This window comes from Variovorax boronicumulans (genome assembly GCF_040544675.1).
Taxonomy (GTDB): Bacteria; Pseudomonadota; Gammaproteobacteria; order Burkholderiales; family Burkholderiaceae_C; genus Variovorax; species Variovorax boronicumulans_D.
Window position 1 is genome coordinate 254,256 of the sequence record NZ_JBEPKK010000007.1, and the last position, 13,311, is coordinate 267,566.

The window sequence follows — 13,311 nt, forward strand, 5'->3', positions numbered from 1 at the left end:
CGAACAACCTCGCTACAGACCACAAGGAACACCGACATGGAAGACCTCAAGGACAAGACCGCCCTCGTCACCGGCGCCAGCACCGGCATCGGCGCCGCCGTGGCCATCGCCTTCGCTGCGCGCGGGATGCGCGTGGCGGTGCACTACAACAGCTCGGCCGATGCGGCCGCCCAGGTCGTCGAGACGATCCGCGCCGCCGGGGGCACCGCCTTCGCGGTGAAGGCCGACGTGCGCGACACCGCCGCGATCCGCGACTGCGTCAAGCAGACCCAGGCGGAGTTCAGCCGCATCGACGTGCTGGTGAACAACGCCGGCAGCCTGGTCAAGCGCGTGCCCATCGCCGAGTTCGACGATGCGCTCTTCGACGAGGTGATGCACATCAACGCGCGCTCGGTGCTCGCGTTCTGCCGCGAGGTGGTTCCGCTGATGCGCACGCAGGGCGGCGGCAACATCATCAACGTGACCTCGGTCGCGGCACGCACCGGCGGCGGACCGGCAGCCTACCTGTACGCGGGCTCCAAGGGTTTCGTGAGCACCGCGACGCATGGTCTGGCCAAGGAACTGGTGGGCGACAAGATCCGCGTGAACGCGGTCGCGCCGGGCGTGATCCAGACGCCTTTTCAGGACCGCTTCTCCACGCCAGCGATGCTGGAGAACTTCCGCGCGAGCATTCCGATGGGGCGCATCGGCGAGCCGGAGGAGTGCGTCGGCGCATTCCTGTACCTGGCTTCGGAGCAGCTCTCGGGCTACGTCACCGGACAGGTCATCGAGGTGAATGGCGGGCAGTACATGCCCTGAAGTTCTGGAGGAAACGCCCTCGCGGGCGTTCGTGGATCAGATCAACAACGGAGACAAGAAACATCATGAGAAGAAGCAACTTCCTGCGCGCCCTGGCGGCGCTCTCGGCCACGGCCACCCTCTCGCTCGGGCTGGCCCCGGCGGCGTCTGCGCAGGCGGCCAACGACTTTCCGAACCGCCCCATCGAACTGCTGGTGCCCTACCAGCCGGGCGGCGGCACCGACGGCCTGGCGCGCGCGTTCTCCGAAGCGAGCCGCAAGCACATCTCGCAGAGCATCGTGATCGTCAACCGCCCTGGCGCGGGCGGCGCCATCGGCTGGACCGAGGTGATCAACGCCAAGCCCGACGGCTACAAGCTCGCGGTGCTCACGGTCGAGTTGCTGACACTGCCGCACCTGGGCCTGGCCAAGTTCAACTACGACGACTTCCAGCCGATTGCGCAGCTCAACGCCGACCCGGCCGCGATCACCGTGAAGGCCGATGCGCCGTGGAACACGATCGAAGAATTCCTTGCCGCCGCCAAGAAGTCGCCCGAAAGCATCCGCGTGGGCAATTCGGGCAACGGCTCCATCTGGCACCTGGCCGCGGCCGCGCTGGAAGACAAGACCGGCACCAAGTTCGGTCACATCCCCTTCCAGGGCGCGGCACCCGCGGTGCTCGCGCTGCTGGGCGGCCACATCGAAGCGGTGGCGGTGAGCCCCGCTGAAGTGACCACGCATGTGCAGGGCGGCAAGCTCAAGGTGCTGATGGTGATGGCCGACAAGCGCGTCAAGGGCTTTGAAAAAATCCCGACCGCCAAGGAGCGCGGCATCGACCTGTCGATCGGCACCTGGCGCGGCATCGGCGCGCCGAAGAACACGCCGCCCGAGGTGATGGCCAAGCTGCGCGAGATGACCGCCAAGACGGCCGCCGAACCGCTGATGCACGAAGTGATGGACAAGCAGAACCTGGGCTACGTCTACACCGACGGCGCCGTATTCAAGGAGACGCTGGCCAAGGACAACGTGTACTTCAAGCAGCTGATCACCAAGCTCAACATCAAGCCCTGAACACGGCGATGGACACGGCCATGAACGCGGTCACCAAGAAAACCATCGCATCGCTGCTGTGGCTGGCCGCCGCCGGCCACGCATCCGCCGCCACCTGGGTCTATGTGTCGAACGCCGACAGCCAGGAGATCTCGGTGCTCGCGCTGGACCGCGACAAGGGCACGCTTGCGCCGGTGCAAACGCTCAACGTCGGCGGCACGGTGATGCCGATGGTGGTGAGCCGGGACAAGCGCGTGCTGTACGCCGCGCTGCGCTCACAGCCTTTTCGCGTGACCGCGCTGTCCATCGATGCGGCCACCGGCAAGCTGCAGAAACTGGGTGAGGCGCCGCTGGCCGACAGCATGGCCAACATCGACCTGGATGCGAGCGGCAAGTGGCTTTTTGCGGCGTCCTACCAGGGCGGCAAGATCTCGGTGAATGCCATCGGCAAGGACGGCACGGTGGGCGCCATCCAGCAACTGGTGCAGACCGGCCCCAACGCGCATGCGATCCATGCGGATGCGAGCAATCGCCATGTGCTCGCCACCAGCCTGGGCGGCGACAACATCTCCAGCTGGCGCTTCGATGCCGAGAAGGGTTTGCTGTCGCCCAACGACCCGGCGCTGACCGCCACCGCAGCCAAAGCCGGGCCGCGCCACTTCGTCTGGGACAAGGCGCAGCGCCACGTCTACCTGCTGGACGAACTCGACGCGGCCCTGCATGTGTTCGCATGGGATGCCGCGCGCGGCACGCTGAAGCTCCAACAGAGCACCACCACGCTGCCCCCAGGCTTCAACGGCAAGCCCTGGGCCGCCGACCTGCACCTGACGCCGGACGGGCGCTACCTGTATGCGTCGGAGCGCACCTCGAGCACGCTGTCGGCGTTCAGGGTCGATGCAGCCACGGGCCAGTTGCAGCCGCTCGGCCAGACGCCGACCGAGAAAACGCCGCGCGGTTTCGCGATCGATCCGAGCGGCCGCTACCTGATTGCCGCGGGGCAGGAGTCGCACAGCGTTTCGCTCTACGCGATCGACGCCGCAACGGGCGCCCTGGGCAAGCCCGAGCGCCTGGGCGTGGGCAAGAACCCGAACTGGGTCGAGATCGTGGACCTGCCCTGAGGCCGAGGTCCGCCGCACCTGCCGATCACCTCGTCGCTCATTCACTCACTGATTCATTCCATCGCCACACAAACCACCGGAGACAAAGACATGCAACGCCGTACATTGATTCGAACCGCCCTCGCCTCTTCCATCGCCTCGTCGTTCGCGGCAGCAGGCCTGCCTGCGTTCGCGCAGAGCAGCAACAACTGGCCGACGGGCAAGGCCATCACCTACCTGGTGCCCTTCCCCGCGGGCGGCACCACCGACGTGCTGGGCCGGCTCATCGGCCAGAAGCTGGGCACCGCGCTGGGCACCAGCGTGATCATCGACAACAAGGGCGGCGCCGGCGGCAGCGTGGGCTCGGAGATCGGCGCCCGCGCGGCACCGGACGGCTTCACGCTGGTGGGCGGCACGATCAGCTCGCATGCGATCAACGTGAGCCTGTATCCCAAGCTCGGCTACGACCCGCAGAAGTCCTTTGCTCCGGTGACGCTCATCGGCACCAACCCGGTGGTGCTGGTGGTGAACCAGGCGAGCCCCTACAAGACGCTGAAGGACGTGCTCGAAGCCAGCAAGGCCAAGGCGGGCGGGCTCTCGTCGGCATCGGCCGGCACGGGCACTTCGCAGCACCTGGCGCTGGAACTTCTGGCCTTCAAGTCGGGCGTGAAGTTCACGCACATTCCGTACAAGGGCAGCGGCCCGGCGATCCAGGACGTGATCGGCGGCCAGGTCGACATGATGTTCGACACCACGGTGGTGGCGGGTCCTCACATCCAGAGCGGCAAGCTGCGTGCCATCGCCGTGACCTCGGCCAAGCGCCTGGCCTCGATGCCCGACGTGCCGACGGTGGCCGAGTCGGGCGTGCAGGGGCTGAGCGACTTCGAGGTGGTGTCCTGGCAGGCGCTGTTCGTGCCCGCGGGCACGCCGTCGCCTGTCGTGGAAAGGCTGCACACCGAGATCCGCAAGATCCTTGCGACGCCGGAGATGCAGGACAAGCTGAAGGGCTTCGGCATGGAGCCGGCCGACCTGACGACCGCGCAGATCGCGGCGTTCCAGAAGGCTGAAGTGGAGAAGTGGGCGGGGGTGATCAAGGCTGCGGGGATCAAGGCGGAGTAGTTTTTTATCGGGGTGAATGCGATCGGGGCAGGCGATGGGGGTTGAGCCCTGGGGCGGCCGACGTCACCGGCCCTTCGGGCTGCCCTGCGCTGCTCGCGACGGGCGGGGTCTCGCCGAACTCGCTCCGCTGCGTTCCACTCAAACAGCGGCGAGCCCTGATCCGCCCGTCGCTGTGCTGCTCGGCGGTGCCTCAACGGCCGCCCCAGGGCTCAACCCCCATCGCCTTGGTCATAGCGGTCGTGTGTTTGGACCTCCTCCCTTTCCCTCTGGGAGAGGGCTGGGGTGAGGGCGGCGGCATCAAAGCCACGACAGCGCCCGGCCTGCGGTGCGGCTCGGACGGCCCCTCTGTGCCGCCGAGGAGCGCAGCGTTTCGCGGATCAGGGCTTGCAGCTGTTTGAGCCGAAGGCGAGTTCTGCAAGACCCCGCGAGACGCGAGCACCGCAGGGAAGCCCGAAGGGCCGGCACAGTGGGGCCGTCCGAGCCGCACCGCAGGCCGGGCGCTCCCCAACAAAGCCACGGACAAACAACCAAGGGAAGCCTCCTACGCCCCCCACAGGAGGCGCTTTATAGAATGCCCCTCCGATCCGCATTCAAAGCCCCCACACGTGTCCGACCGCTCAGCAGTTCTGCCTCAATACCTGTTCCCCAAGCAGGCCCTGACCAACTTCGCCGGCTGGGTTGCTGGAAAGGAACGCGGTGCCGTCACGACGTGGATCATTCGCCGCTTCGTCGCCAAGTACGGTGTGGACATGGGCGAAGCGCTCGAGTCCGACATCGCGCACTACAAGAGCTTCAACCAGTTTTTCACGCGCGCCCTCAAGCCCGGCATGCGCCCGCTCGCACAGGCCGATCTGGTGTGTCCCGTGGACGGCGCGATCAGCCAGTTCGGCGCCATCGAAGGCGACCAGATTTTCCAGGCCAAGGGCCACGCCTACACGACGACCGCGCTGGTCGGCGGCGACGCCGCGCTCGCCGCCCAGTTCGCGCACGGCAGCTTCGCCACGCTGTACCTGAGCCCCAAGGATTACCACCGCATCCACATGCCCTGCGACGGCCGACTGGTGCGCATGATCCATGTGCCCGGCGACCTGTTCTCGGTCAACCCGACCACCGCGCGCGGCGTGCCCGGCCTCTTTGCCCGCAACGAGCGCGTGGTGTGTGTCTTCGAATCGGCGCGCGGGCCCTTCGTGCTGGTGCTCGTGGGCGCCACCATCGTCGGCAGCATGGCCACTGTGTGGCACGGCGTGGTCAATCCGCCGCGCGTCGGCGAACTGCGCGAGTGGAGCTACAGCGACCAGCAGATCGACATCAGGAAGGGCGACGAGATGGGCCGTTTCTTGCTCGGCTCCACCGTCGTCATGCTGTTCCCGGCGCCCGCGCTGGCGTTCAACCCCGATTGGTCGCCCACCCGCGCGATCCGTCTGGGCGAAGCCATGGCCGACTACACGAATTTGTGAGGCTTTGTCTCACAACCCGCATGCAGCATACCCTCACAGCTATAAAACTAGTAGCATTCTGATCGCTTGAGCTATAGTCGTCCGCCAGCCAGGCCGGCGGTACCAGACGGTCGGTAACCAGTCACAAACAAGAATGCGCGCATCGGCCTCGTCCAGGTCCACGGCCCGCCCAGCTTCGAGGAGATGATGTCGATGAGCACCAAGGAAAACGCAGCCGTCAACCAGTTGCTCGCACTGCTGGAGGCCCGCTATGCGTTGCGTGTGCTCTGGGCCCTGCGCGACGGCCATGCCCAGACCTTCCGGCTGCTGCAGGACAGCGTCGGCGGCATCACTCCCAACACACTGAACACCCGCATCAAGGAACTGCGCGAGGCCGGCGTCGTAAGCCACGGCAGCGACGGCTATTGCCTCACCTTGAGCGGGCAGGACCTGCTCAAGCGCCTGTCCGACCTGCAGGCCTTTGCCAGCAAGTGGCAACTGGGCCAGCTCAAGAAGGTGGCGGCGCCGGCGGCCACATCCGCGGCAGCACTGGCCGCTGCGCCTGTAGCGCCGCAGCCGGCGCCCTCTTCTTCTCCCTCTTCCTCTGCGCCTCCGCCCCCCGCTCCTCCAGCCGACACGACGGACTGAGCGGGCAGCCCCCGGGCCGCCCGCCCGGGCTCGGTAAACTCCCCGCCTTCGATTCCATTCACCCCTCTCATCGACGCAAGGAGCGTTTCCCATGCCCACCACCCCCTCCGGCCTGCAATACGAAGACACCGAAGTCGGCACCGGCGCCGAAGCCAAGGCCGGCCAGCACGTGCATGTGCACTACACCGGCTGGCTCTACAACGACGGCGTCCAAGGCGCCAAGTTCGATTCGAGCCGCGATCGCAACGACCCGTTCGCGTTCTCGCTGGGCGCCGGCCAGGTCATCAAGGGCTGGGACGAAGGCGTGGCCGGCATGAAGATCGGCGGCAAGCGCACGCTGATCATTCCCGCATCGCTGGGCTATGGCGCCCGCGGCGCCGGTGGCGTGATTCCCCCGAACGCCACGCTCAAGTTCGACGTCGAACTGCTCGACGCGCACTGAACGCTCGCCAGCCAAGCCTCGGCACACAGGCCCGGTTTCGGGCCTTTTTCATGCCTCGGCGGCCCCTTTTTCCGCATTTTTTCGCTTGAAATGCCTCGGGCCAGCCCCAAGTGGCTGGCTACCGTTTGTTTTCCGGCGCATGCCGTTCTTTGAAAAATGTCTGACCCGCAACAATCCGCACAGAATTCGCAAATGCTGCAAGGCGAGCCAAGTCCCGAAGAACTGGAGGCCGCGCAGGCCGCCAACGAAGCCGATGCGCTGGTGGCCGCCCAAGGCGAGCTTGCCGCTCTGCAGGCCAAGAACGCCGAACTGGCCGACCAGTACCTGCGCGCCCAGGCCGACGTTCAAAACGCCCGCCGCCGTGCCGACGACGAAATCACCAAGGCCCGCAAGTTCGCGGTCGAGGCCTTCGCCGAGAGCCTGCTGCCCGTGACCGACAGCCTGGAAGCCGGACTCGCCATCAAGGACGCCACCCCCGAGCAGATCCGCGAAGGCGCCGAAGCCACGCTGCGCCAGCTCAAGAGCGCGCTCGAACGCAACAAGGTGATCGAAGTGGCCCCGGCCGCCGGCACCAAGTTCGATCCGCACCAGCACCAGGCCATCTCGGTGGTGCCCGCGCCCGAGCAGGAACCCAACACCGTGGTGAGCGTGCTGCAGAAGGGCTACACCATCAACGAGCGCGTGCTGCGCCCGGCGCTGGTCACTGTCAGCGCACCTAAGTAATCCATCGGCACACAAGATTCCCACAGGAAATCCCCGCGTCTTCCCTTGAATCGCGCCGGGTTATCCACAAGTTCATAACAACATTTTTTTCAGTCTTCAGGAGTAAAGAACATGGCAAAGATCATCGGCATCGACCTCGGCACCACCAACTCGTGCGTCTCGATCATGGAAGGCAACACCACGCGTGTGATCGAGAACTCCGAAGGCGCGCGCACCACGCCGTCGATCGTCGCGTACCAGGAAGACGGTGAAGTGCTGGTCGGCGCCTCGGCCAAGCGCCAGGCCGTGACCAACCCCAAGAACACGCTGTACGCGATCAAGCGTTTGATCGGCCGCAAGTTCGAGGAAAAGGAAGTGCAGAAGGACATCGACCTGATGCCCTACACCATCGCCAAGGCCGACAACGGCGACGCATGGGTCGAAGTGCGCGGCAAGAAGATGGCGCCCCAGCAGGTCAGCGCCGACATCCTGCGCAAGATGAAGAAGACCGCCGAAGACTATCTCGGCGAAACCATCACCGAAGCCGTGATCACGGTGCCGGCCTACTTCAACGACGCCCAGCGCCAAGCCACCAAGGATGCCGGCCGCATCGCGGGCCTGGACGTCAAGCGCATCATCAACGAGCCCACCGCCGCGGCCCTGGCCTTCGGCCTGGACAAGCAGGACAAGGCCGACCGCAAGATCGCCGTGTATGACCTGGGCGGCGGCACCTTCGACGTGTCGATCATCGAAATCGCGGACGTCGACGGCGAGAAGCAGTTCGAAGTGCTGTCGACCAACGGCGACACCTTCCTCGGCGGCGAAGACTTCGACCAGCGCATCATCGACTACATCATTGCCGAGTTCAAAAAGGAACAGGGCGTCGACCTGAGCAAGGACGTGCTGGCGCTCCAACGCCTGAAGGAAGCCGCTGAAAAGGCCAAGATCGAACTGTCGAACAGCGCGCAGACCGACATCAACCTGCCCTACATCACGGCCGACGCCTCGGGTCCGAAGCACCTGAACATCAAGCTGACCCGCGCCAAGCTGGAGAGCCTGGTGGACGAGCTGGTCGAGCGCACCATCGCGCCCTGCCGCCTGGCCATCAAGGACGCCGGCATCAGCGTGAGCGACATCAACGACGTGATCCTGGTCGGCGGCATGACCCGCATGCCCAAGGTGCAGGAAAAGGTGAAGGCCTTCTTCGGCAAGGAACCGCGCAAGGACGTGAACCCCGACGAAGCCGTGGCTGTCGGCGCCGCCATCCAGGGCCAGGTGCTGTCCGGCGACCGCAAGGACGTGCTGCTGCTCGACGTGACCCCGCTGTCGCTGGGCATCGAGACCATGGGCGGCGTGATGACCAAGATGATCACCAAGAACACCACGATCCCGACGAAGTTCGCGCAGACCTTCTCGACGGCCGAGGACAACCAGCCGGCCGTGACCATCAAGGTGTTCCAGGGCGAGCGCGAGATCGCCTCGGGCAACAAGGCGCTGGGCGAATTCAACCTCGAAGGCATTCCGCCGGCATCGCGCGGCACGCCGCAGATCGAGGTGAGCTTCGACATCGACGCCAACGGCATCCTGCATGTGGGCGCCAAGGACAAGGGCACGGGCAAGGAAAACAAGATCACCATCAAGGCGAACTCGGGCTTGAGCGAAGACGAGATCCAGAAGATGGTGAAGGACGCCGAGCTCAATGCCGAAGACGACAAGAAGAAGCTCGAAATCGTGCAGGCCCGCAACCAGGGCGAGGCCATGGTGCACAGCGTGAAGAAGTCGCTGGGCGAACATGGTGCAAGCCTCGAGGCTTCCGAGAAGGAAGCGATCGAAGCCGCGATCAAGGACGTGGAAGAAGCCCTCAAGGGTGAAGACAAGGCCGTGATCGAGGAAAAGACCAACACGCTGATGACCGCCAGCCAGAAGCTCGGCGAGAAGATGTACGCCGAGTCGCAAGCAGCCGCGGCCAGCGCCTCGGCCGCCAGCGGTCCGGCTGGCGCGGAAGCTGCTGCAAGTGCGCAGGCCGACGACAACGTGGTCGACGCCGAAGTCAAGGAAGTCAAGAAGGGCTGATCCACAGCCCCTTGACCAAGGCTGGATCGCCCCACGGGGTGCTCCAGCCTTTCTCGCTTCAAGTCACCCGAGTTACCGCCGTCTCCCGAGCCCCCTGATCGACGACCTGCCATGGCCACCAAACGCGACTATTACGAAACCCTCGGCGTTCCCAAGAACGCGAACGAGGACGAAATCAAGAAGGCTTATCGCAAGCTTGCGATGAAGCACCACCCCGACCGCAACCACGGCGACACCAGCAAGGACGCCGAGGCCAAGTTCAAGGAGGTGAAGGAAGCCTACGAAATGCTGTCCGACGGCCAGAAGCGCGCAGCCTACGACCAGTACGGCCACGCCGGCGTCGACCCCAACATGCGCGGCGGCCCCGGCGCGGAAGGCTTCGGCGGCTTCGCTGAAGCCTTCGGCGACATCTTCGGCGACGTGTTCGGCGGTGCGCGCGGCGGCCGCCAGAGCGGCGGGCGCCAGGTGTTCCGCGGCAGCGACCTGAGCTACGCGATGGAAGTCACGCTGGAAGAAGCGGCCGAGGGCAAGGACGCCCAGATCCGCATCCCCAGCTGGGACAACTGCGATACCTGCAAAGGCTCGGGCGCCAAGCCCGGCACCAAGCCCATCACCTGCACCACCTGCCATGGCGCGGGCGCGGTACAGATGCGCCAGGGCTTCTTCAGCGTGCAGCAGACCTGCCCCACCTGCCACGGCAGCGGCAAGATCATTCCCGAGCCCTGCACCGTGTGCCACGGCCAGGGCAAGATCAAGAACAACAAGACGCTGGAAGTGAAGATCCCGGCCGGCATCGACGACGGCATGCGCATCCGCAGCACCGGCAACGGCGAGCCGGGCACCAACGGCGGGCCTCCGGGCGACCTGTACATCGAGATCCGCCTCAAGAAGCACGAGCTCTTCGAGCGCGACGGCGACGACCTGCACTGCGTGGTGCCGGTCAGCGTGACCACGGCGGCGCTCGGCGGCGAAATCAACGTGCCCACGCTCAAGGGCGCGGCGGCCATCGACATTCCCGACGGCACGCAAAGCGGCAAGCAGTTCCGCCTGCGCGGCAAAGGCATCAAGGGCGTGCGTTCGAGCTACCCGGGCGACCTGTACTGCCACGTGCGCGTCGAGACGCCGGTCAAGCTCACCGAGCACCAGCGCAAGCTGCTCAAGGAGCTCGACGAGTCGCTCAAGAAGGGTGGCGACAAGCACAGCCCCACCGACAAGGGCTGGCTCGACAAGGCCAAGGAATTTTTCAGCTGATCTGAAAAGCGCAGCTTCCGCCGGGCACCAAAGCCGTGCGGAAAAACTCGAGGCCCTGAGCCTCTGCGTGCACCGCTTGCACCAGGGCCTCAGGGCTTTTCTTCGCCTGTCACAAGCGCGCTCAACCGGTATGCCGCAGGAGGACAGGCGCTGCGCCAGAGCACCTCGCCTCTTCCGACTGGTGCGTTCGCAGCCGCAAAACCACCCGTGGGCACAGGCCCAGTGCCCGCTGCACCACACGCGCCCATGACGCACGGCATCCACGCTGCTTTCCCACGCGTACATGCGACAGCTGCCTATCCCAACGTGGCGTGATGATTGCTTTTAGATATTTTCTGAATGTGCAATAAACCAAACGACAGATCGCGCGTTATTGCGGGAGAGACAGGGTTTTTATTGAGCTGCAGCGCTCAATAGGAGATGCGTTTCCGGGAAAACACCAATGAAAGGATCAGTGAAAGATTGGCCATTCGATATAGCCATTTCACCCGGGGAGAATTACGCGCAGCGAGCCTATTAATTTAGCTGAATTTCGAATACTAGTTCCTGTTTTTTCAGGAACTTTACTCACGAGTAAGGTTCCCAATCAATTAAATATTTGCCGGGTTCGATCTTTGCTTTATCCTGATTGTTAGCAGAATGTTGTAGGGAGTTTTCCACCGCGTGCAGCGGGGGCGGCACACCTTTTAAACGGCGCGCATTGCCTTTGCTGCAGGCTCCGGGGCCAAAAGCCCCACTGACCTGATGGAGGCGTGACCATGGATGTGATCAGCAACTTTGCCGCCCGCTACGAGCGCACCCGCGAGGAGGTGATCTCCCTGCAGGAATATCTCGATATCTGCAAACGCGACCCAACCGCCTACGCCATGGCCTCCGAGCGAATGCTCAAGGCCATTGGCGAACCCCAACTGGTCGATACGCGCAACGACCCCCGGCTGTCGCGCATCTTCGCCAACAAGGTCATCAAAATCTATCCGGCGTTCAAGGAGTTCTATGGCATGGAAGATGCCATCGAACAGGTCGTGTCTTATTTCCGACATGCCGCGCAGGGATTGGAAGAAAAGAAGCAAATCCTTTACCTGCTGGGTCCGGTCGGCGGCGGCAAGAGCTCGATCGCGGAGCGCCTGAAGCAGCTCATGGAGCATGTGCCCTTCTATGCGATCCACGGTTCGCCGGTGAACGAATCGCCCCTGGGCCTCTTCGACAGCCTCGAAGACGGCGAAATACTTGAAAAAGAGTACGGCATCCCGCGCCGCTACCTGAACCGGATTCTTTCTCCCTGGGCCGTCAAGCGCCTGGAGGAGTACGGCGGCGACATCCGCCAGTTCAAGGTGGTCAAGCGCTACCCGTCGGTGCTGCGGCAGATCGCCGTCGCCAAGACCGAGCCGGGCGACGAGAACAACCAGGACATCTCCTCGCTGGTCGGCAAGGTCGACATCCGCAAGCTGGAGACCTACGCCCAGGACGATCCGGACGCCTACGCCTACTCCGGGGGCCTCTGCCTGGCCAACCAGGGGTTGCTGGAGTTCGTGGAAATGTTCAAGGCGCCCATCAAGGTGCTGCACCCGCTGCTCACGGCCACGCAGGAGAGCAACTTCAAGGGCACCGAAGGCTTCGGCGCCATTCCGTTCGACGGCATCGTGCTCGCGCACAGCAACGAGAGCGAGTGGAAGGCTTTCCGCAACAACAAGAACAACGAGGCTTTCCTCGACCGGATCTACATCGTCAAGGTGCCGTACTGCCTGCGCGCCTCGGAAGAAATCAAGATCTACGAGAAGCTGGTGCGCAACTCTTCGCTGGCCCAGGCGCCCTGCGCCCCCGGCACGCTGCGCATGATGGCGCAGCTGTCGGTGCTCACGCGGCTGAAGGAGCCCGAAAACTCCAGCACCTTCAGCAAGATGCAGGTCTACGACGGCGAGAGCCTGAAGGACACCGACCCCAAGGCCAAGTCGATCCAGGAGTACCGAGACTACGCGGGTGTGGACGAAGGCATGAGCGGCGTTTCCACCCGCTTCGCCTTCAAGATCATCTCCAAGGTCTTCAACTTCGACAGCTCCGAGGTCGCCGCCAATCCGGTGCACCTGATGTATGTGCTGGAGCAGCAGATCGAGCGCGAGCAGTTCGCGCCCGAGGTCGAGCAGAAGTACATCAGCTACATCAAGGAGCTGCTGGCCCCGCGCTATGCCGAGTTCATCGGCAAGGAAATCCAGACCGCGTACCTGGAGAGCTACAGCGAGTACGGCCAGAACATCTTCGACCGCTACGTCACCTACGCCGACTACTGGATCCAGGACCAGGAGTTCCGCGACGTGGACACCGGCGAAGTGTTCGACCGCGCCTCGCTCAACGCCGAACTCGAGAAGATCGAGCGGCCCGCGGGCATCGGCAACCCCAAGGACTTCCGCAACGAGATCGTCAACTTCGTGCTGCGCGCACGGGCGGGCAACGCGGGACGCAACCCGGCGTGGACCAGCTACGAAAAGCTGCGCGCGGTGATCGAGAAGAAGATGTTCTCCAACACCGAAGAGCTGCTGCCGGTGATCAGCTTCAACACCAAGAGCAGCGCCGACGAGCAGAAGAAGCACGAGGACTTCGTCACGCGCATGGTCGAGAAGGGCTACACGGCCAAGCAGGTCCGCCTGCTCTGCGAGTGGTACCTGCGCGTGCGCAAGAGTTCATAACGACGACGCCTGAATCGTCCTCTTCTTTGCAAGGAG

At 64.4% G+C, this 13,311-nt stretch carries 11 protein-coding genes; all 11 read left to right on the top strand.

Annotated features, from left to right (window positions below; translation table 11 throughout):
• Positions 1–36 precede the first annotated feature (36 nt).
• The 11 genes from ABIC90_RS15210 to ABIC90_RS15260 all read left to right on the top strand — a co-directional run bounded on the left by ABIC90_RS15210 (position 37) and on the right by ABIC90_RS15260 (position 13,275).
• The gene (locus ABIC90_RS15210; protein WP_354355239.1) at positions 37–798 is read left to right on the top strand and encodes an SDR family NAD(P)-dependent oxidoreductase; all 762 of its coding nucleotides are present in this window, start codon (positions 37–39) and stop codon (positions 796–798) included.
• Positions 799–863: 65 nt separating this feature from the next.
• Positions 864–1,847, top strand: a complete 984-nt coding sequence (locus ABIC90_RS15215; RefSeq protein WP_354355241.1) for a tripartite tricarboxylate transporter substrate binding protein — start codon at positions 864–866, stop codon at positions 1,845–1,847.
• Between the two features lie 20 nt (positions 1,848–1,867).
• Entirely contained in the window at positions 1,868–2,944 is a 1,077-nt protein-coding gene (locus tag ABIC90_RS15220) for a lactonase family protein (protein ID WP_354355243.1), read from the top strand.
• 90 nt (positions 2,945–3,034) lie between these two features.
• Complete coding sequence (locus ABIC90_RS15225) at positions 3,035–4,042, top strand: Bug family tripartite tricarboxylate transporter substrate binding protein (RefSeq protein WP_354355245.1); 1,008 nt, start codon at positions 3,035–3,037, stop codon at positions 4,040–4,042.
• Between the two features lie 605 nt (positions 4,043–4,647).
• On the top strand, positions 4,648–5,499 hold the full coding sequence (gene asd / locus ABIC90_RS15230) for an archaetidylserine decarboxylase (RefSeq protein ID WP_354355247.1): 852 nt from the start codon (positions 4,648–4,650) through the stop codon (positions 5,497–5,499).
• 192 nt (positions 5,500–5,691) lie between these two features.
• Positions 5,692–6,126, top strand: a complete 435-nt coding sequence (locus ABIC90_RS15235; RefSeq protein ID WP_354355249.1) for a winged helix-turn-helix transcriptional regulator — start codon at positions 5,692–5,694, stop codon at positions 6,124–6,126.
• A gap of 91 nt (positions 6,127–6,217) precedes the next feature.
• Positions 6,218–6,568, top strand: a complete 351-nt coding sequence (locus ABIC90_RS15240) for an FKBP-type peptidyl-prolyl cis-trans isomerase (RefSeq protein ID WP_013540334.1) — start codon at positions 6,218–6,220, stop codon at positions 6,566–6,568.
• 156 nt (positions 6,569–6,724) lie between these two features.
• The gene (gene grpE / locus ABIC90_RS15245) at positions 6,725–7,291 is read left to right on the top strand and encodes a nucleotide exchange factor GrpE (RefSeq protein ID WP_354355251.1); all 567 of its coding nucleotides are present in this window, start codon (positions 6,725–6,727) and stop codon (positions 7,289–7,291) included.
• A 111-nt stretch (positions 7,292–7,402) separates the two neighbouring features.
• Positions 7,403–9,343 carry a molecular chaperone DnaK gene (gene dnaK, locus ABIC90_RS15250; protein ID WP_354355253.1) on the top strand — a complete coding sequence of 647 codons (1,941 nt, stop codon included), beginning with the start codon at positions 7,403–7,405 and terminating at the stop codon, positions 9,341–9,343.
• Positions 9,344–9,454: 111 nt separating this feature from the next.
• Positions 9,455–10,594: a molecular chaperone DnaJ gene (gene dnaJ, locus ABIC90_RS15255; RefSeq protein ID WP_354355255.1), complete on the top strand. Its 1,140-nt coding sequence runs from the start codon at positions 9,455–9,457 to the stop codon at positions 10,592–10,594.
• A gap of 758 nt (positions 10,595–11,352) precedes the next feature.
• Positions 11,353–13,275: a PrkA family serine protein kinase gene (locus tag ABIC90_RS15260; RefSeq protein WP_354355257.1), complete on the top strand. Its 1,923-nt coding sequence runs from the start codon at positions 11,353–11,355 to the stop codon at positions 13,273–13,275.
• The last annotated feature ends 36 nt before the right edge of the window (positions 13,276–13,311 follow it).

What these genes read in the sequence shown, in the direction of transcription:
- dnaJ (WP_354355255.1), top strand. Translation starts at nt 9,455, where the DNA reads ATGGCCACCAAACGCGACTATTACGAAACCCTCGGCGTTCCCAAGAAC.
- dnaK (WP_354355253.1), top strand. Translation starts at nt 7,403, where the DNA reads ATGGCAAAGATCATCGGCATCGACCTCGGCACCACCAACTCGTGCGTC.
- ABIC90_RS15235 (WP_354355249.1), top strand. Translation starts at nt 5,692, where the DNA reads ATGAGCACCAAGGAAAACGCAGCCGTCAACCAGTTGCTCGCACTGCTG.
- ABIC90_RS15215 (WP_354355241.1), top strand. Translation starts at nt 864, where the DNA reads ATGAGAAGAAGCAACTTCCTGCGCGCCCTGGCGGCGCTCTCGGCCACG.
- ABIC90_RS15240 (WP_013540334.1), top strand. Translation starts at nt 6,218, where the DNA reads ATGCCCACCACCCCCTCCGGCCTGCAATACGAAGACACCGAAGTCGGC.
- ABIC90_RS15220 (WP_354355243.1), top strand. Translation starts at nt 1,868, where the DNA reads ATGAACGCGGTCACCAAGAAAACCATCGCATCGCTGCTGTGGCTGGCC.
- grpE (WP_354355251.1), top strand. Translation starts at nt 6,725, where the DNA reads ATGTCTGACCCGCAACAATCCGCACAGAATTCGCAAATGCTGCAAGGC.
- ABIC90_RS15225 (WP_354355245.1), top strand. Translation starts at nt 3,035, where the DNA reads ATGCAACGCCGTACATTGATTCGAACCGCCCTCGCCTCTTCCATCGCC.
- ABIC90_RS15210 (WP_354355239.1), top strand. Translation starts at nt 37, where the DNA reads ATGGAAGACCTCAAGGACAAGACCGCCCTCGTCACCGGCGCCAGCACC.
- ABIC90_RS15260 (WP_354355257.1), top strand. Translation starts at nt 11,353, where the DNA reads ATGGATGTGATCAGCAACTTTGCCGCCCGCTACGAGCGCACCCGCGAG.